The sequence below is a fragment of the Aurantimonas sp. DM33-3 genome, assembly GCF_014334315.1.
Taxonomy (GTDB): Bacteria; Pseudomonadota; Alphaproteobacteria; order Rhizobiales; family Rhizobiaceae; genus Aurantimonas; species Aurantimonas coralicida.
The window spans coordinates 1-18,416 of record NZ_JACSGS010000015.1; the positions used below are offsets into that span (position 1 = coordinate 1).

The 18,416-nt window shown below is 56.2% G+C and carries 19 protein-coding genes, 1 tRNA gene and 4 pseudogenes; 6 read left to right on the forward strand and 18 right to left on the reverse strand.

All coding sequences use genetic code 11. The features are described from left to right. From H9Q09_RS17490 to rnk, 11 genes and pseudogenes are all read right to left on the reverse strand, one after another. A pseudogene (locus H9Q09_RS17490) lies at window positions 1-131 on the reverse strand (IS481 family transposase); the annotation flags it as partial. An 84-nt stretch (window positions 132-215) separates the two neighbouring features. Further along, on the reverse strand, window positions 216-443 hold the full coding sequence (locus tag H9Q09_RS17495) for a hypothetical protein (RefSeq protein WP_187392096.1): 228 nt from the start codon (window positions 441-443) through the stop codon (window positions 216-218). 46 nt (window positions 444-489) lie between these two features. Then, the gene (locus H9Q09_RS17500; RefSeq protein WP_187392097.1) at window positions 490-786 is read right to left on the reverse strand and encodes a hypothetical protein; all 297 of its coding nucleotides are present in this window, start codon (window positions 784-786) and stop codon (window positions 490-492) included. A gap of 260 nt (window positions 787-1,046) precedes the next feature. Further along, window positions 1,047-1,481: a MucR family transcriptional regulator gene (locus tag H9Q09_RS17505; RefSeq protein ID WP_348646322.1), complete on the reverse strand. Its 435-nt coding sequence runs from the start codon at window positions 1,479-1,481 to the stop codon at window positions 1,047-1,049. A 211-nt stretch (window positions 1,482-1,692) separates the two neighbouring features. Next, window positions 1,693-3,043, reverse strand: a pseudogene (gene gdhA / locus H9Q09_RS17510) (NADP-specific glutamate dehydrogenase). A 172-nt stretch (window positions 3,044-3,215) separates the two neighbouring features. Next, window positions 3,216-4,091, reverse strand: a complete 876-nt coding sequence (locus tag H9Q09_RS17515) for a DMT family transporter (protein ID WP_187392099.1) — start codon at window positions 4,089-4,091, stop codon at window positions 3,216-3,218. Window positions 4,092-4,211: 120 nt separating this feature from the next. Beyond that, window positions 4,212-5,453, reverse strand: coding sequence for a saccharopine dehydrogenase family protein (locus H9Q09_RS17520; protein ID WP_187392100.1), 1,242 nt, complete (start codon window positions 5,451-5,453; stop codon window positions 4,212-4,214). 40 nt (window positions 5,454-5,493) lie between these two features. Beyond that, window positions 5,494-6,588, reverse strand: coding sequence for a carboxynorspermidine decarboxylase (locus H9Q09_RS17525; protein ID WP_187392101.1), 1,095 nt, complete (start codon window positions 6,586-6,588; stop codon window positions 5,494-5,496). Window positions 6,589-7,469: 881 nt separating this feature from the next. Continuing rightward, a pseudogene (locus H9Q09_RS22520) lies at window positions 7,470-7,619 on the reverse strand (DUF1127 domain-containing protein); the annotation flags it as partial. A 481-nt stretch (window positions 7,620-8,100) separates the two neighbouring features. Next, the gene (locus H9Q09_RS17540; RefSeq protein WP_187392104.1) at window positions 8,101-8,643 is read right to left on the reverse strand and encodes a GreA/GreB family elongation factor; all 543 of its coding nucleotides are present in this window, start codon (window positions 8,641-8,643) and stop codon (window positions 8,101-8,103) included. Window positions 8,644-8,708: 65 nt separating this feature from the next. After that, window positions 8,709-9,125, reverse strand: a complete 417-nt coding sequence (gene rnk, locus H9Q09_RS17545; RefSeq protein ID WP_187392105.1) for a nucleoside diphosphate kinase regulator — start codon at window positions 9,123-9,125, stop codon at window positions 8,709-8,711. 561 nt (window positions 9,126-9,686) lie between these two features. On the opposite strand from rnk, the gene H9Q09_RS17550 reads away from it, so the two are divergent. Both H9Q09_RS17550 and H9Q09_RS17555 read left to right on the forward strand, forming a co-directional pair. Beyond that, complete coding sequence (locus H9Q09_RS17550) at window positions 9,687-10,223, forward strand: NAD-binding protein (protein ID WP_187392106.1); 537 nt, start codon at window positions 9,687-9,689, stop codon at window positions 10,221-10,223. After that, the gene (locus H9Q09_RS17555) at window positions 10,220-10,750 is read left to right on the forward strand and encodes an NUDIX hydrolase (RefSeq protein WP_187392107.1); all 531 of its coding nucleotides are present in this window, start codon (window positions 10,220-10,222) and stop codon (window positions 10,748-10,750) included. The genes H9Q09_RS17550 and H9Q09_RS17555 overlap by 4 nt, the downstream gene beginning before the upstream one ends. An 83-nt stretch (window positions 10,751-10,833) precedes the next feature. Here H9Q09_RS17555 and H9Q09_RS17560 read toward each other — a convergent pair whose 3' ends face one another. After that, window positions 10,834-11,031 (reverse strand): DUF2945 domain-containing protein, encoded by a 198-nt coding sequence (locus H9Q09_RS17560; RefSeq protein ID WP_348646325.1) that lies wholly within the window; start codon window positions 11,029-11,031, stop codon window positions 10,834-10,836. 258 nt (window positions 11,032-11,289) lie between these two features. On the opposite strand from H9Q09_RS17560, the gene H9Q09_RS17565 reads away from it, so the two are divergent. Both H9Q09_RS17565 and H9Q09_RS17570 read left to right on the forward strand, forming a co-directional pair. After that, complete coding sequence (locus tag H9Q09_RS17565; protein ID WP_187392108.1) at window positions 11,290-12,051, forward strand: sulfite exporter TauE/SafE family protein; 762 nt, start codon at window positions 11,290-11,292, stop codon at window positions 12,049-12,051. Between the two features lie 180 nt (window positions 12,052-12,231). Continuing rightward, window positions 12,232-13,187 (forward strand): annotated as a pseudogene (locus H9Q09_RS17570) (IS3 family transposase). A gap of 64 nt (window positions 13,188-13,251) precedes the next feature. Here H9Q09_RS17570 and H9Q09_RS17575 read toward each other — a convergent pair. Then, window positions 13,252-14,409 (reverse strand): MFS transporter, encoded by a 1,158-nt coding sequence (locus H9Q09_RS17575; protein WP_246716215.1) that lies wholly within the window; start codon window positions 14,407-14,409, stop codon window positions 13,252-13,254. A gap of 223 nt (window positions 14,410-14,632) precedes the next feature. On the opposite strand from H9Q09_RS17575, the gene H9Q09_RS17580 reads away from it, so the two are divergent. Then, a complete protein-coding gene (locus H9Q09_RS17580; protein WP_348646326.1) occupies window positions 14,633-15,298 on the forward strand; it encodes a LysR family transcriptional regulator in 666 nt (221 codons plus the stop codon). Then, a complete protein-coding gene (locus tag H9Q09_RS22800) occupies window positions 15,220-15,486 on the forward strand; it encodes a LysR substrate-binding domain-containing protein (protein WP_348646323.1) in 267 nt (88 codons plus the stop codon). Before H9Q09_RS17580 ends, H9Q09_RS22800 begins: the two co-directional genes overlap by 79 nt. Window positions 15,487-15,898: 412 nt before the next feature. Here H9Q09_RS22800 and H9Q09_RS17585 read toward each other — a convergent pair whose 3' ends face one another. The 5 genes from H9Q09_RS17585 to H9Q09_RS17605 form a co-directional block, all read right to left on the reverse strand. Beyond that, window positions 15,899-16,414, reverse strand: a complete 516-nt coding sequence (locus H9Q09_RS17585) for an SRPBCC family protein (protein WP_187392110.1) — start codon at window positions 16,412-16,414, stop codon at window positions 15,899-15,901. Window positions 16,415-16,427: 13 nt separating this feature from the next. Then, complete coding sequence (locus H9Q09_RS17590; protein WP_246716216.1) at window positions 16,428-16,817, reverse strand: VOC family protein; 390 nt, start codon at window positions 16,815-16,817, stop codon at window positions 16,428-16,430. Next, on the reverse strand, window positions 16,814-17,137 hold the full coding sequence (locus H9Q09_RS17595) for a metalloregulator ArsR/SmtB family transcription factor (RefSeq protein ID WP_187392111.1): 324 nt from the start codon (window positions 17,135-17,137) through the stop codon (window positions 16,814-16,816). The genes H9Q09_RS17590 and H9Q09_RS17595 overlap by 4 nt, the downstream gene beginning before the upstream one ends. A 108-nt stretch (window positions 17,138-17,245) precedes the next feature. Then, a complete protein-coding gene (locus H9Q09_RS22805; RefSeq protein WP_348646324.1) occupies window positions 17,246-17,815 on the reverse strand; it encodes a DUF6538 domain-containing protein in 570 nt (189 codons plus the stop codon). A 64-nt stretch (window positions 17,816-17,879) separates the two neighbouring features. Continuing rightward, window positions 17,880-17,953 (reverse strand) — tRNA-Gln (locus tag H9Q09_RS17605). Between the last annotated feature and the right edge of the window lie 463 nt (window positions 17,954-18,416).

Sequence of the window (18,416 nt, forward strand, 5' to 3'; positions counted from 1 at the left end):
GAGGTGCGATCGATGCCGACATACAGATGCAGCTTGCCTTCCGCCGTCTGCACGTCGGCAATGTCAATGTGGAAGAAGCCGATCGGGTAGGCCTTGAACTTCTTCTTTGCCGGCTTGTCACCTGGCAATCGGTGGGATCGCTACCGTGAAACATCACGCTATCGCCCCCGCACAATCTCCTGTCACACGGTAAAGGAATGTTTGCTGCGCTGTCATTACGGTTTGCGAGTTTCGTCATCTTCGAAACAAAAGGCCGCCGTCTTTAGTCCCCTCACGGCTTCGTAGCCATCGGCCCAAATCGAATAATCCGACGAGGTGGGCGAGTAAGGGTTGAGAGCTGTTGTGCCTTGTGCGAGGGACGCTGCTCGGCCAGCTTCCCAAACTGTACGCTCGTGCTTAGCAAGCATGATCTTTTTAGCAAGCTCCTTGGTGACGTCTTCCATCAACTGTTCTCAAAATTCGAAGATCGACTGCCAAGAATCGCTGTAGTCAGGGATGTCCGATCGGACCGGCAATATCGGTCTGATCTTCGTACTCGGTCTGCCGCTCGATCTCTCGCAGTACGACGCTCCAGTGGCGCTCGTCGTTCTCGGCATCGACCACCTGAGCCATCCGATGCTTGTCGCGGACGGCCACCAATGCTCCCTCAGGCCCGAGCTTTTCAATAAGAGCGGTTGCTTCACGCCGAACGCGTTTAGGCGTTATGAACAGTCCGCAAAGCCGCGCCAGCAGGTTCGTCAGCTTTGTCTGACCGAGGTTAGCAACATCAATAACGCGAACGATCATGCGCCTATTCATCCGGTTGCTCGCTCACTACCCTGCGCGATCCAGCGTAGCGCTGTCGCGCCTGATCGGAGAGATAATCCCAGTTCCATGGGGCACTAAGCTCGTCAACCTGATCGCCCCTGCGGAAAGCCGATCTCTTTTCGGCGATCGTTCGAGAACGTCGTCGCGGAAGAAGAGCACATCGTGCTTCATCCTACCTATGGTTACGCCCGCCCCACCCGTCAACTACATCGTCCGCCAAGGCGATGTAGCGAACACGTTCAAATGTTCTTTTTCCCGACCTTCCGGCCCAAACCAAGCGACTTGGCCAATTTTGATCGCGACGCGGAGTAACCTGGTGCGACCATGGGATATTCGCCCTTCAAGCCCCAGCGTCTTCGGTATTCATCAGGCGTCATTCCATGATGGGTCGCTATATGTCTTTTCAAGGACTTGAACGTTTTCCCGTCTTCCAAGCATACGATGTGATCATTGGTCACCGAGCGATTGATCGGAACTGCGGGTTTCGGCTTTTCGGCGACGGACTCCGCCCCCGGCGCTTCTCGCGATCGTTCCAATGCAGCATGAACCAAAGCGATTGTCGCCGGCAATTCAGATGCCGGCAGCGAGTTCTTGCAGACATAGGCCGCGACCACCTCGGCCGTCAGTTCCGTGATGAAATATTGATGATCGTTATCTTCAGTCAAAATGTTCACACTCCTCGGTGCTTCCGACACGTTCAGTATGGGATTGCATACTTGCAGTACACAACTGCCCACTCCCATTTGGCTTTATTCGTCCTCGATTTCCCTGCGCAATCTTCTGCGTCTGGTGCTGCTCGTCGCTATCCTGTGCTCTTACCGGCCATATCCGCGCTGCTGATGTGATTGATTGCAACATCGTACCTCACTTGAGGTTGGCTTTGCGTTAGACAACGCCCATGGCTCGCATAGCCTCGGCGACGCGAACGAATCCGGTAATGTTCGCGCCCAAAACATAGTTGCCGGGCGCTCCGTACTCCGCCGCAGTCTCGGCGCAGGCATCGTGAATGTTGTGCATGATCGCCGCCAAGCGCTCCTCGGTTTTCTCGAAAGACCAACTATCGCGGCTGGCGTTCTGCTGCATCTCAAGCGCTGAAGTTGCGACCCCCCCCGCATTGGCCGCTTTCCCAGGCGCAAATAGCACCCCAGATTCCTGAAAAATATGCACGGCCTCAGGCGTACATGGCATATTGGCGCCTTCGCAGATTGCGACCATTCCATTTTTTACCAACGTTGCAGCGTCAGCGCCGGTGAGTTCGTTTTGGGTGGCCGATGGCATAGCTACGTCGCACGGCACATCCCAAATCGAACCGTCCTTGATATAATAACTCCCATGCCCCTTGAGACGCGGATATTCAGATATCCGCTCTCTACGGATCTCTTTGATCTCCTTGACCAAACCAAGATCGATGCCAGTCTCATCCACGATGTAGCCGTCCGAATCGGAGCAGGCCACGACCTTGCCGCCGAATGACACGATCTTTTCCATCGCATAGATTGCTACGTTGCCCGATCCGGACACCACGCAACGCTTGCCCTCGAAGGTCTGGTCGCGGGTCCCGAGCATCCGGCGCATGGAAATAAGCGCTACCGAAGCCGGTCGCCTCGGTGCGGGCACGCGAGCCCCCGAAAGAGAGGCCCTTACCCGTGAGAACACCTGCTTCGTATCTATTCGTCAGGCGTTTATACATCCCGAACATATAGCCGATCTCGCGGCCCCCGACCCCTATGTCGCCCGCGGGAACGTCCACATACTCGCCGACATGTCGGTGCAGTTCGATCATAAAGGACTGGCAAAAGCGCATGATCTCACGATCTGAGCGTCCACGCGGATTAAAATCGGAGCCTCCCTTCCCTCCCCCGATCGGAAGGCCGGTCAGGGCATTCTTGAAGGTCTGTTCGAAACCGAGGAACTTAATGATGCCGACGTTCACTGAAGGATGAAACCGCAAACCGCCCTTGTATGGTCCGAGTGCGGAATTGAACTGCACCCTGAATCCACGATTGATTTGCACATCGTTCTGATCATCGATCCACGGAACACGAAAGATGATCTGTCGCTCCGGCTCGCATATGCGTTCAATCAATGCTTCGTCTGCGTATTCAGGATGCTTTGATATGACCCGCCCGAGGCTTTCGAGTACTTCGTGAACGGCCTGATGGAATTCTTGCTCACCGAAGTTTCGGTGAATAACCGTGCTAAGGATCGGTCGCAATTTTTCGTCGATCGAGTTCATGTTTTATCTTCCGGAAATAGCGGGCGAATGGTTGGAATACGCTATACTAGGCGTAACTTATCATCGAGTGTGCCTGGTCCATCCAGACTGATTAACGTGCTACGGATGGCAGGCTGATGAGCGTGCTGAAGCTCAAGCAGCGACTGGTTCCCGCACCGTGTGTCGCGCGATCCTAGGTTCGATTTTCTCGCCATATAACGAAGACACCACTCGCAATGATGATCGTAGCTCCGAAAAAGATCGGCAGATCAGGCAACTCATTCCAAACAAGCCACCCCGCAGCGGTCGCCCAGACCAGCGCCGTATAGTCGAGGGGCGCCACCACGACCGCAGGCGCCAGCCTGAAAGCTTGGGTAATCAATGTCATTCCCGCGGTTCCAAACAGTGCGATAGCTGCGAAAAGCCAGAGGTCAGCCGCTTGCACCGGAGCCCAGACGAACGGCATCAGGACGGCGCACAGAAGCGTTCCAGCTCCGGTGAGGTAAAGCATCAGTGTCCAGACGCTCTCACGTTTATCCACCCAACGGGCGCTGACCATTAGAAGCGCGTAAAAGAGAGCCGTGGCGACCGGTAGCAACGAAGCGGGCTGAAAGGTAGCAGCTCCGGGCCGAACTGCGATCAACACACCGGAAAAACCAACTAGTACCGCCCCCCATCGCCGCCACCCGACGGGCTCACGAAGAAACAGAGCCGAGATTGCTGTGATAAAGAGCGGCGCTACGAACACCAGCGCCGTCGCCTCGGCCAGCCCCAGGTAGCGCAAGCTAGTGAAGAACAGAAACGCGGCACAGATCCAGATCACCCCCCGCAGAAGATGCGCCACCGGGCGATGTGAGTACATTGCACCTTTGCCGCCCATTCGAATCGCGATCGAGACGGAAAAAGGCAACGCGATCAGATTGCGCAGAAAAAGAATCTGAAGCGGCGAGTAGTCGGGGGCAAGCAGTTTGGCAAAAGCATCGTTCATGCTTAGGCAGGCGACGCCGACGCACATCAACAGCATACCCGACGTCACGGGCGTGGATTTCAGATCCGAGGTTATCCGCATGCTGCGCTCGCTGTAATGGTACGTTCAATAGATCGAAGAGGGCCGTCACGGGTTGCGCAGGATCGGCGTAGACACGCGCACGAAGAACTGAAATTCCATCGGTTCTGGCGCCGACACGGCCTAGGGGAATAGCAGTTCCCGGTCGTCTCCATCCTCGCTGATGTGCGTAGGTAGTCCGAGTTGTCCTAACAATCCGAGGAAGGGGCGTGGCGGGAGCTCTTCCACATTGACCATACCCTTCACATCCCAGCGACCGGTGGCCACTAAAATCGCGGCAGCAGCAGCCGGCACCCCGGCCGTGTAGGAGATCCCTTGGCTTCCAACTTCTTCGTTTGCGTCCTGGTGGTCGGAAACGTTGTAGATGAAGACCGTCCGTTCCTCGCCGTTCTTCGCGCCTCTGACAAGGTCGCCGATGCAGGTCTTCCCTCTGTAACCTTGAGCGAGCGAGGACGGGTCGGGGAGTACTGCCTTTACAACCTTGAGCGGAACGACCTCGATTCCTTCTGACGTGGTGACCGACTGTTCGGATAAGAGGCCAAGATTTTTCAATACGTTGAATACGTTGATATAGTGATCTCCGAACCCCATCCAGAAACGCACATTCGGCACACCGAGGATATGAGAGAGCGAGTGCACTTCATCATGACCCGTCAGATACGCTTTCTGCTTACCGACCACCGGCAGATCCCATTCCTTTCCCACCTCGAACATCCGATTGGAGACCCACTCGCGATCTTGCCAAGACCACACTTGCCCCGTGAACTCCCGGAAGTTGATTTCGGGGTCGAAATTCGTGGCAAAATACTTGCCGTGGCTGCCAGCATTGATGTCGATAATGTCGATTGAGTCGATACGGTCAAAATAGTCGTCCCGAGCCAAACGCGCGTAGGCGTTGACCACTCCAGGATCGAAACCGGCCCCAAGTATTGCGGTAATGCCGGCCGAGGCGCATTCCTCCCGACGTTTCCACTCGTAGTTTGCGTACCAGGGAGGCGTCTCGCAGATCTTCAACGGATCCTCGTGAATCGCGGTATCGATGTAGGCGGCACCAGTGGCTATGCAAGCCGAAAGCACTGACATATTAACGAAAGCTGAACCCACATTGACGACAATGCCAGCGCCGGTGCTCCGGATCAGGGCCTCAGTCGCCGTTACGTCCATCGCGTTCAGTTCGTGTGCCTCGAGCAGTCCGTGCGTCTTCAACGCTCTCCTATCCCGGATCGAAGCGACGATGGATTGGCATTTCTCAAGTGTTCGCGAGGCAATGTGTATATTGCCGAGAAAGTCGTTGTTCTGTGCACATTTATGCGCGACGACCTGTGCGACACCGCCTGCACCGATAATGAGGACGTGTTTCTTCATTTAGGGGCATTTTCTCTTTGTTTGTGTACGTGCGGGATCACTACGAAAGGCTTGTCTCGTAGTCCGTGTAATCGAATTCTCGAATTGTCTTTGTCGAGCCATCAATTTCGCGCACGCCGATGGACGGCATAGCGAGGCCGTTGAACCAGTTCTTCTTCACCATCGTATATCCGGCGGCGTCCTGGATCGAAATACGGTCCCCGATCTTCAGCGGAGCCTCGAACCGAAAGGTACCGAAGACATCACCCGCGAGACAGGATTTGCCACAGATCATGTACTCATGTGGTCCGGTGTTCGGGAGGACATCCGCCTCTTCACGGTAGATGATGAGGTCCAGCATGTGAGCCTCGATGGAAGCATCGACAACCGCTAAATGCCGACCGTTGAAAAGAGTGTCGACGACGGAAACTTCGAGGGTTGTGGAACCGGTGACAGTCGCTTCACCCGGTTCGAGATAAACCTGCACGCCAAAACGCTCTGAAAACGCGCGAAGACGATCACAAAGTGCGTCGCGCGGATAACCATTGGCGGTAAAATGTATCCCGCCTCCGAGACTGACCCAGTCCACATATCCTAAGTGTTCACCAAAACGCTCCTCAATTTCATCGAGCATTCTTGAGAACTGATCAAAATCCTCGTTTTCGCAGTTATTGTGGATCATGAAACCGTTGATCCGGTCGAGTACAGCTTCGATTCTGCCTATGTCGCCTTCGCCAAGTCGGCTGAATGGCCGCACCGGATCCGCCAGATCGAACGTCGACGAGCTGACCCCTGGATTGATCCGCAGGCCACAGTCGATGCCACCTGTACGATCGCGGAACCTGTTCAGCTGGCTAATCGAGTTGAAGATTACCTTGTCTGCATGCCCTAGCGCCTCTTCGATCTCGTGATCAGCCCACGCAACGCTGTAGGCATGGGTCTCGCCCCCGAAACGTGTCCGACCGAGCTTGACCTCGTTGAGCGAGGACGACGTCGTACCATCCATATAGGGACGCATGAACTCAAAGACCGACCAGGTTGCAAAACATTTCAGCGCAAGCAGTGCCTTCGAACCGGAATATTTGCGTACATACGCGATCCGTTCCAGGTTCTGCAGCAGTCTCGCCTTATCTATCAGGTAGTAAGGTGTATTCATCGATGCCTCGTCCGTGTTTCTCAATTTATACGTTCCTAAACAGCCAACACCTCAGCCCGCCCATCAGTGACGACGCTTCAGCGATTTCATGACGGACGTCATGGTCCACCGAGATTGCCTGTAGCCGTCTTCAATGAATGACCTCGTCTTTCGTGGAGGCGCCACCCTTGCGGAACACACGACGCGTTCACCGAAGCGCTGATAAGGCGAGAAACCCGGACCGCCCTGCTTTCGCACGACCTATACACGGTTGCCGGGCGGACATTTCACTACGACATTTTCATTCACCGCAACACGCTAGTTCCCCGCCCGCCACACATCCGCTAGCCTAGAGCATTAAGTATTTTTCCCTTGATTTTCTCTGCGTCCCCCGACGTGCGGATCTCCGCTAATAGCTCCGAAGCTCTCAATATTCGTCGTAATTTACCTGTGACCTGATTCATAATTGTGCAATCAGCTGACGACCCAACTATGCTAATGATCACGTCGACCTTTTTATACTCGACGTGATCGAAGAGGATTTCCTTCTCTAGTTTGGTAACGACGAGCAGCGGAAGGTGGTCCCCTTCGATCACAGCACGCGGGAACGCTACGCCGCCGTCAGATGCCGTGGATCCGATTCTTTCGCGCTCGACGAATGATAATGCGATCTGACTGGCGGAAAGGTCACGGTTTAACTCTTGGCAACGGCTCGCGATACTAAAGAGTGCCTCTTTTCTGGAACTAGATCTTCGATCACGCGTAAAATCTATCGTGAATTCTGCGCAAAATGAAAGCATGACGTCCTCGAAAACGGATTCGATTGAAGGTCCGTAGAGCAGTATGGGATTCACAGTATTCCGGCATACTCCTAGCCGAAATTACAAAGCGTCATTGTAACTCTACTTTTGCTTGTCATATCTGTTCTTCCCTTCAAAGCCCTTTACTGCCCTGGGTATATCGCTACGACACAATCCAATGTCTGCGAGCGTACGGTCATCCAACTGTGAGAGTTCATTGATCATTCTGCGTAGTTCGCGCTGTCGATGAAGCGTAGCACGCCATCGCGCGAAGCGCGTAGAAGTATTAGTGGCCGCCGCATTCGACGGACCGAGGTCTATGACCTGGATTTTCTGATCGTTCGTCATGTTCATATCCACCACATCCAACTGAAACGCAGCCGCGAAACCAGCCTATCCGAGCTACGGACACACCTTCGGGATCCCGACAAGGGTTTTAATATTTAGAGATGCTGCTTGCAGACCCCGAGACAGGCTGGCTTTGGCGCCTACTGACCTCCCTCGGGGTTAGCTACGCGTCGCGAGTCTTCCTGCTGGGCGCAGGAACCGCCTGTGATGAGAAACTGAATACATGATTTTTATATAGGCTCTCTCGACAACTTTTGCTAGTCGGTGCGGCATTCTTGCGCGCTTCGTAACTGGACTGTTCAGCGTACCACTGTATTTCTAGTTAGTGGTCACATCGCTGTATTTTCTTTCATCACTTCGCGGTGCTGCCTAGATCTCACGTAGTCTAGGCTGCAGAGGGGTCCGGGTCATCGTCAAGGTGCTGCGAAACTGTCGCCGTAGGTTTGGCTCTGAACGGAATGATCGCGGCTTGCCTCTGGCCTCTTCCTGAACCTTGTCCTTGCGCCATTTCCTCCACCGCGTGAAACAGTCGCTGGGCAGCTTCCGGTTGGTACGCCACCCGTTCGACTCTCAATACTTCCTTTGATCCATCGCGCCGCGAGACCACGACGCTCTGTCCCTCGGTTCGTCCGAGCAGAGCAAGTCCGCGTGGTGTTGCAATAGAAAGCGTCATACCCACAATTTCACGATCACCGTCCACAACGATGGTTCGAGTCTGCGACATCGTATCGTCAACGCGGAAGTCGACTCTAGAATCCAGCGTAACCACGTTCGGCGGGAAATCTTGACCAAAATGCACAATTGCTTCCGCCAGTTTTCCGCGAATTTGACGGTATATCGTGTCATTATAACCTGTTGCGAACGCTAACCGCGATCTAAGGAAATTATAGTCACGAACAGTCAGTATACTGGGCTCTACAACCGACATCAGATTCGCCTCCAAGCAGGTTATAAGTCAAAGGAATACCAGGCAGAGTCGAAGAAGGCCGTATGTCAGGCTGGGACCGCTGTCGGCTGCCGCACCGACAAGATCGTCAACTGACGACGACGCCCGTCACGTCCCGACCACATGATCGACTGACCGTCCGACAGCCCGATGAGAGCAACGCCGATCGGAGTCAGGATCGAAACCCTGCCACGCTCGATATCGGCATCCCCAGGATAAACAAGCGTCACTTGCCGTTGCTGGCCATCATCTGATCGAAACTCCAACGTGGAGCCCATTCTGATGATGCTGGATAGCATGCGTTTATCCGGGACGACTTTGGCGCGTTCCAATTCGGACAAGAGTTCCTCCGCTACATCTGGAATGCGCTCGAGCATAGCCGCGCCGAGCCGTGTCAGGCGCTCATAGTCACCACGACTAATGCTGATTTTCGGAAGACGTTGTGATTTGAAAGGATGACGCATGTCGTGACTCGCAGTTGTGCCGCGTCGAGATGCGGAACGTCGATTGAACGTTCCGTTTCAAGACTTCAGAAAATGGGAATGTGCGTCCACGTACATCCTCCGCAAGCAAAATTGCTTTCAAGACGGAAAATACGATGGAAGAATATATGATTACCCGCCCCCGGATCCGGGAGCGCTAGGCGACCGGATTGGGGCTTAAGATCCTGCGATCAGGAGCTTCCTGTCCATCATCAATCTGCGGAGGTCGATTGGAATCATCATGGATGGAAGATTGGCCTTTCGCTTGAGGTTGTCAACCCCAGCGAAATTCAACCTCTACACCCGATAACAGCCTTCTTGACTTCCATGAACATATGGCCAACCTTAGGACCATGAACGACCTCCTGATCATAGCACCGCGAGAGCCTCAGCGCCTCAAAGCGGGAATGTAGCCCGGACGCACAAGAAGCCTCGCTTCGCGTCCGGGTAGGCTCGTCATCCATCCTGACCATTGACATCTTGTCTGCCTGTTAGGGCTGTTTGTCACGCAAGTATATCTGCGTCCATCAGCCGGGGGAAGTCATGTTGCTACCGCTGTCGCCTATCATCGGCTCGGCCGATGTCTTCGCATCGAAGAATTCGGGCCGTTCGGAAACTGGGAAGTACGCCTCTCGCTCGGAATCGAATTTCCGCCGCGGCATGGGTCATGCCATCGTTGTGGAGGATGGGGAGGCTGCCAACCACGTTATTGAGAGGTTTCGACGTCGCTCCGCGCCGTTTGTGGTCATCAGCGAATGTCGCGAGCGTATCGCGGCGTTGCATGCAATCGGCGTATGCGGCGTCCACGGCAATGCGACGCAGTACAGTGTGCTTTCGCGCGCACGTGTCGTGAGCGCACGCCGGCTGGTGATAGCTGTTACGGATCTGGTCCACGCCTCTCGTATCGTTTCTTCCGCTAGACGCCTCAACCCGAGACTTATCCTGACAGATGCCTCCTCTTCAGGACTCTCCGATCTCTTACACGCGTGCCGGGTAGCAGAACTCGCCATAGCGGTCGGCGCCGGCACGGATCTCGTCGATCCGTGCCCGGACGCCCACTACCGGAGAAATTTCAAATGACGTGGCAGCCCCATTCGAACCAGTTTCGGACAAATCCTGACGCAACCTCTATGCCACAGAGGCAATACGGCGCGCTGCCCTATCGGTTCACGCCCGACGGCGATCTTCAGAACCTCCTCATCACCTCTCGCGGTTCGCGTCGTTGGGTGATCCCTAAAGGGTGGCCGATGCAATGGTGCTCATCATCGGAAGCCGCAGCGCAGGAGGCATTCGAAGAAGCTGGGGTCGACGGATCGATCGCCCAAGAACCGCTTGGAAGCTACAGATACGAGAAGCGCTTGAAGCGCGGTCGCCGAGTCGTTTGCGAAGTGTTTGTTTTCCCGCTGCACGTGCATGAAGAGCTGAAGAGCTGGCCGGAACAGCAAGAGCGCGTACGCGCCTGGGTTTCACCCGAACGCGCGGCCAGCGCTGTCGATGAACCTGGTCTCGCGAAGATTATCAGATCATTCAATGAAGAGCTCCAAGATAGCGATGCAGATCGAGGTCTCCACTTGTGGCGCATTCCTTGGAGATCATTGGTTAGATAAGCCCTATTCTATAAGCGTAACCCACAACAGAACCAGGTGATAATTTTCAGCCAGCACCGTTCATCCGACCGATACGTACGTTATCAAACCTTCTTCGCTGCATCCTCTCGATGCGCAGCGATATGTTCTGTCTTATCGCTGACAGTCTCATACTGCGGCTCCTCCTTCGAGGCACGACACGCATGACCCTTGTAGGTGAGGTCTTCCTCATGAACCGTCTTGATATGACCAGAGACCGTTTCGGCCTCCGAATCCCACTCACATGATGGCCGACGGAAAATTCGGCCCTTCTTATCTCCTGGTCACTGGAGCAAATCACATTCTCACGGCAAGTCGTGACATGCTCAGGTTCGACCATCCAACGATTCAAACTCGGCGGCTTGATGGTCGAAATGGGCCCCCTCGCCGTTCATGCTCTTCAATACGTGATCCGAAATTATCTACACCATGCGAGGTCTAGAGTTTCTCGTATGGTGTAGTGCGAACGCTCTGGTCGAACTCGATTCACCATTGCACAGATACCATAGAAAGCGGCTTTCTTGACGACAGTCACATTCCTCGATGCACTGCTACTGGTCCTTGCTGGGTTCAGCGCAGGCGCGATCAACGCGTTGGCCGGCGGTGGAACATTCATTGTCTTCGGAGCACTCACGCTCGTTGGCCTACCTGCGATTACAGCCAACGCCACGAGTTCGATCGCTCAGTTTCCCGGCTATGCCACAAGTGCCGTAGCCTATCTGCATGAACTGCGTGAGATCGGCCTCCGGGTCGTCCCGTATGCACTGGCTTCAATCTTTGGAGGCCTCTTAGGCGCACTTGGCCTGTTGGCAATAGACAACGATGCGTTTCGTGCCGTCGTCCCTTGGCTGCTAATCGGCGCGACGACGCTATTTGCAGCAGGTCCCTCCCTTACCAAATGCCTGCAACGGCGCGAATTCTCGGCGCCCCCCATGATTGGCTGGTTGGTGCAGTTTCTAGTTGCTATTTACGGGGGGTTCTTTGGCGGAGGGATGGGAATCATGATGTTGGCCTCCCTCGGCCTTACCGAAAATACTTCCGACTTCCATCGCCTGAACGCATTGAAGACCATCCTCTCAACTGTGACCGCCTTCGTGACACTGATTGTGTTCTCCAGTGGCGGCGCGGTAGCGTGGCCTCAAGCCACGATAATGTTGATTGCCGTAGGCATTGGGGGGTATGGGGGCGTTCACGCCGCCCGCAGAATTCCACAACCGCTCATTCGCGCTTTTGTTGTGGCAATCGGCACATTACTGACCGCATATTATCTTTTTACGGATTAGTATGTTTTATTCAAACAGCCCTCATAGTACACTCAGCCGTCTTTGTGCAACTTGGCGCCTTCTGTCAGATCCGCCGGGCTGAAGTTATCTTCTGCAAGGATGTGGAAAACTTGTTTCACCTTGTGACTGGACTTGCCTCGCAAAACTGGAGATTTCTTCTGATGAAAGGAGGAGCATTCCATGGGCAAGCCACATCGCCGGTTCGACGAGGAATTCGAGGAGGAGGCCGTACGTCTGGTCGAGATGAGCGGGCGAACGCAGCGCGAGGTTTCAGAGTATCCGGGTATCGGGCTGTCGACGCTGCGGCGAAGAAGGAATTCCCCGTACAGCGTTTGTGCAAGGTCCTCGGCGTCAGTCCGCGCGGCTATTTCGCCTGGAAGGAGCGTCCGGCCTGCCGCCGACAGCGCGACGACATGGTGTTGCTGGCGCATGTCCGCTCGGCCTTTGCCCTGTCGAGCGGGACCTATGGAAGCCCGCACTTGGTGCATGAGCTACGCGACAATGGCCTGCCGATCGCCCGCCGACGCATCGCCCGTTTGATGCGCGAGAACGGGATGTAGGCACGGCAGAAGCGGCGCTTCAAGCGGACGACCGACAGCCTGCACGCCTTCCCGGTGGGCACGAACCTCCTCGATCAGGACTTCACCGCCACGGGGCCGAACCAGAAGTGGGGCGCCGACGTCTCCTATGTCTGGACCCGCGATGGTTGGCTGTATCTCGCTGTCATCGTCGATCTCTTTGCCCGGCGCGTCGTCGGATGGGCAACCAGCGATCTGCTTCACAAGGAACTGGCATTGTCGGCCCTTCGCCGAGCCGTCACCGTGCGGGGTCCTGTCGCCGGCCTCATCCACCATGCGGACCGCGGCAGCCAATACTCCGCCATCGAGTACCAGGCGGAGCTAAGGAAGCACGACATCCTGATCTCGGTGCCGGGGAAGCGAAACTGTTTTGACGCGATGGTAGAGACCTTCTTCAAGACGTTGAAGGCCGAACTCGTCTGGCGCGGGGCGTTCCAAAGCCGGGAAGAGGCCACCCACGCGATCGCTCGCTACATCAGCAACTTCTACAACCCCATCCGGCGCCATTCGGCGCTCGACTTCATCAGCCCCCTTCAGTTCGAAAGGCTGGCCGCATAAACTGGAAACGCTCTCCATTTTGTCGGAGCAAGTCCAACGTTCGGTTTGAGCAGATCTTTGGATATCATTTTAGATCCGGAAGAAATTTTGTGAGGAACCCGAGGAAAAGCAGCATAGAAAGATAGGTAAAGACCTGCTCTATCCCGATGTGGTCCGCCAGAGCACCGAATGCGGCAGCACCGAGCGCCCCCACACCGAACGCGAATCCAAAAACAAAGCCTGTCACCATGCCGACATTCTGCGGCATCAACTCCTGCGCAAATACCACTATCGCTGAGAAAGCCGACGATAGAATCACCCCCACAATGATACTCAACCCGACTGCTACCCATAGCTCAGCAAATGGCAGCATCAGTGCAAAAGGAAGAGCGCCGACGATCGAGACCCAAATAACTTTCTTTCGTCCGATCCGATCTCCCACTGGGCCACCGAAAAAGGTGCCGAAAGCAACCGCTGCTAAAAAGATAAACAGGAGGCTCTGTGCTTGGGCCACCCCAAGGCCAAACCTTTCAATCAGGAAGAATGCATAATAGCTTTTGAATGTCTCAATGTATATGAATTTGCTAAGCAAGAGCGCGCCTAAAATCGAGAACGAAATGCTGATGTGCCTGTACGAGAAACTCGGGCCATCCATCTGCCGCGCCCCGGCAGCAGCCGTCATGCGCTGATGATGCGCGAACCAACGCGCGATCCAAAGCAGAACGATAATCCCGCAGACGCCGAGCAGGCCGAACCAGACAGTGCTGAACTGACCGAGCGGGACCACGATGAGCGCGGCCGCAAGCGGACCAAGCGCCGTTCCCGCATTCCCGCCGACCTGGAAACTTGATTGCGCAAATCCCAGACGACCACCCGACGCCATGCGACACACACGTGACGCTTCGGGGTGAAATATCGCCGATCCAAGCCCCAGAACTGCCGAAGCGAAGAGGAGCGACGGGAAGTCACCCGCCGTCGCGAGGAGTACGATGCCAATAGCGACTACCGCCATTGATACGGCTAGCGCATAGGGTTTTGGTCGCAGGTCCCCATACAAGCCCAATACGGGCTGCAGAATGCATGCGGTGATCTGTTGCGCCAACGTCAACAGACCTAACTGAAAATAGGTCAGCGCATACTGTGACTTTAACAACGGGTACAGCGCGGGCAGGAGAAACTGGATCAGATCGTTGATCAGGTGGGTTCCGCTTACGGCTAGTATGACTGCATAGGAGGTCGGCATTACTGCTGTTCGTTGTTGGATCATGGCAAGCCTCAGCACGCAGGTGGTAGTGTCCGCTTTGCTCCATCCGCTGCAATCTGGCAGAGGAGAGCAGTCAGGCAGTGACGGGTTTCACCGACCACAATGCCGGTTTATCGACTGACTTTCGCGCCAGAAGAAATGTCGCTGGCTGTAGAAAAACTAAAGGCAGCTGATGCGGGAACCACGCAAATCTCTTCCGCCCATGAACGCGATCCGTACCTTTGAAGCCGCTGGGCGGTGCTTGAGCTTTCGAGCGGCTTCTGACGAGCTCGGAGTTACCCAGGGCGCTGTCGCGCAACAGGTTCGTCTTTTGGAAGACCATTTGGGACTGACCCTTTTTACGCGCTTGCCCCGAGGCATCGCACTCACCACCAGCGGCGTCGCGTATCATGCCGAAATTGCACGCGCTTTCGATATAATGAGAGGAGCAACCGAACAACTTGATGGCCAAGATAAAAGCATCACACTGAGCGTGACTCCCACCTTTGCGACGAGGTTGCTGATCCCAAGACTATCGTCCCTTAGTGCTCTGCTCCCGGATATTGCAATCAGAACCATCGCGACAATCGCCATATCGGATCTAACCGGTGGTCAAGTAGACATCGCAGTGCGCGAGAGCCATCCACCGTTTGCGGCTTCGCTGGAAGCTAAGCTGTTGTTTCGGCAGCAACTCATTCTGGTGGCCAGCCCACACATCCTAGGAACTCTCGCTGCCCCCCTAACGCCGGAACAGGTTCGGCAATTCCCTCTTCTTCACGACGCTTACGATACTGGACTAGATACTTCGGCGTGTCCGGGAAATTACCGGGTGCCACGTTCAATCACATCTCCCACGCACTCGACGCTGCATTGGCGGGACAGGGATTAGCGATTGTCAGCCGCGCTTTCGTTCAAGCCGACTTGGAATCCGGGCGGTTAGTTAATGCTGGAAAGGCAGGATATGCGCCGGACGTTGATTATTATCTCGTCCGTAGGAAATCTCGCCATCCTCGGCAAGTAACTGACGCCGTTTGGAAATGGTGTATCGACACCTTTTCCATGCATGACGAGGCTTGAGATCAAAGCGGACTATTGTTCCTATGGCGCGGGTGCCACGCCGCGATCGAGGTTCTCTCGCGTCGCTCGTCGCAAGCATTCCAATCAACCGAAAAAGGACCCGAGATGACGTGGCTTCTGAAAGCTTTGGTAGTCCTCTTAGTCGGCGCCGAATTTTCAGTCCTTCTGGCGCGGATGGTTTTTTCGGTCCCAGTCGTCAACGGTCGGGGGGGCACTGTCGCACTGCCATCACCAATAGACGGTCCGCTCGCCGAGCGGGCTGCGCGGAACCGGCCCGGCCTGACTGGCGTCGCGCCGCTTGGGAACGGCGCGGACGCATTCGCCGCACGCATCCTCCTGGCGGACGCTGCTGCTTCGCCCCGAGCTCGCGCCGGAGATCCCCCACTCCACCTCGCGTTTGATTCTATCGGTCTTAGCGAAACGCCTCTTGCATAAGAGCTTCCGCTTTCTCATGGAGCGCCCAGAAGTTGGGTACGCTTTCGCCCTTGATGCGGCTTTTGAGGGCGGCCAGATGGGAATGCCAACCACCGCCAAAACTGATCGCGTCGGCGCTGCCGCGCAATCCCGTGTGCGTCAGGACGAGCAGGGTCTGTGCCCCCTGCTGGCTCAGTTCGAAGATGACCTCGCCGGCCTCCCCGTCCTCCCATGTGAACGCAAGAAGGAACGGCGGCTCGAAGCGGGTGATGCGTTCTTTCCAGCTATGGCCGCTGTAAGCGCGGTATCGTTCAGGCGTCGGCACGGCTTGGTCGGAAAGCCGGTCGTGATTCATGGTAAGACCCAGCGTTCCACCGACCCTCATGTCGCTTGGCCCTGCCATGAACCATTGTGCCCTCAGGTCTGGCTCGGTCAGGTAGCGCCAGACTTTCTCGATGGGCGCATCAAGCAGTCGTTCGAAGCGCAGCGCATTCGGAGCAATCCGGTCTTGCATTGCATTCTCCTCCTCAGTCCAGGTTGAGCTGCCACGAAACACCGAAGCGGTCCTCGACCCACGCAAAACATGTGCTGAACCCGTAGTTGCCGAGCGGCATGAGTAGCTTGCCACCTTCGCCAAGCTTGGCTGCGAGACTTTCGATCTCCGCCTCACCGGCACAGTCGATCCAGAATGAGATTGCGGGCGTGAACCCGAAATCATGAACAATCGGGCTATCAAGCGCTTTGATCGTCAGCCCTGCGATGGTCGCAGTCGCCGTGCGTACGGAACCGGCGGGAGCGATCCCCTCTTCGCCATACCTGTCGATGGTGTCGATGCGGCTCTCGGGAATGGTCGTCGCATAGAAGCCTAGCGCTTCCTCGCAACGTCCCGCGAACATCAGAACTGGCTTAGCGGTCAAGTTCCATCCCTCCTCACGGCCGCTTCAAGAGCATCGAGGCGGGTATTCCAGAAGCGTTCCCACTGGCGGAGCCAGTCGTTGGCTTCTTTCAGCCGCTCTGCACGCAGGCGGCAAAGCTGCTTGCGTCCCACCTTACGCCGATCAATCAGCCCCGCGCGCGCCAAGACAGCGACGTGCTTGGAGGCCCCCGCGAAGCTCATTCCGTATGGAGCAGCAAGTTCGCCCACGGACTTCTCACCTTGCATCAGGTCCGCCAGCATTCCGCGCCGCGTTGGATCCGAGAGGGCAGTGAACGTCGTGTCGAGATTATCATCAACCATGCGAATTAATAATGTCGGTCGAGCCTATTGTCAACCACTGGGTTAAGTATGCAGGGTCGGAGGGCCTCTACAGGAAGCTCTGTCCGGATAGCCGAACGCCCAGCCCTCTCAATCCAGCCCGGAGATGGCCGTCTGGGCGAACCGGTTCACAGCCCGGCGGCACCCGGACGCGATGTTTGCGGAAACAGGCGAACACGGACTTGCGTCCAGCATCGAAGATGCGCCGAATACGGCAAACAACCGATAGGCCCAGCCTACGTCCTCGTCTGCCTTGAGCTGATCCTCGGATGGCGACCCGACCCGACGTGCTGCAACAGCGAAGCCTTCGAGTTCGCGCGATGCCTGTTCGATCTCCTCGCGAAACAGGATGGCAAGCTGCTCCTTGTTCCACGCTTCCGTCACAACCATCGACCGAATGCCTTCCAACCGCGCGTTCAACTGCATGGCCAATGACTTGGCATGAGCATGATCTGTGATTCTCAAGCTCAGCGAAAGGTGTTTCCCCCTGCCAGTACGGCTCGCGCCGGCTGGAAGTCTTGGCCGCCAGTAATAGACGTTACCCCGGCGAACGAGGTTTGAAACATGATGTCGTACGGCCATTGCCTCGTGCGCCCCACCAGGGACCGGGCGGCTTGTGCCCCAGTCCTGTGCCTCAGTTTGGTGCATCAAACCGGACATTGGCAGCGAAAGGGGTTCCCAGTGAGAGGGAATCTGGCAATGAAATCAGTGATCGGGAGAGCGTTGGCTGGGGAACCTGGATTCGAACCAGGACTAACGGAGTCAGAGTCCGTGGGTCTACCGTTAACCTATTCCCCAACGGTCAGCCGAACGTCGCCGCGGCGTGACGGCCTCCATATACTCATGTGAGGGGCGGCTGTGAACCCTCTGTCGGGGAAAATTTCGCATCCGGCGTCATGCGCGCGTTCGGCGGCCTTCCCGATGCCGGGCTCCGGGGCTTCCGGCAGCAATCGTCGCCCCGTTTTTCGCCTGCCCTTGCACCTCACCCCCGGCTTGGTACACTCGCCTTAACCAAGCAACCTGAGGCGTTGCCCGTTCGAGCGCGGCGCCGGAGAGACAGTGTGAGTGACCATGAAATCGGTGGGAGAAACCGTCCATCGCTGATTCCAGCCGGAAGGCCCAGAGCCCCGGCCTATCGTCCGCATGCCGAGACGCCCTCGCCCGACGCCGCGACGGGTCCGGAACGCCGCACGGCCGTGCATTCGTCGGCGCAGGCGCCCGGCAGCGCCGACAGCCCGGCACGGAAGGCGGCCGATTTAGC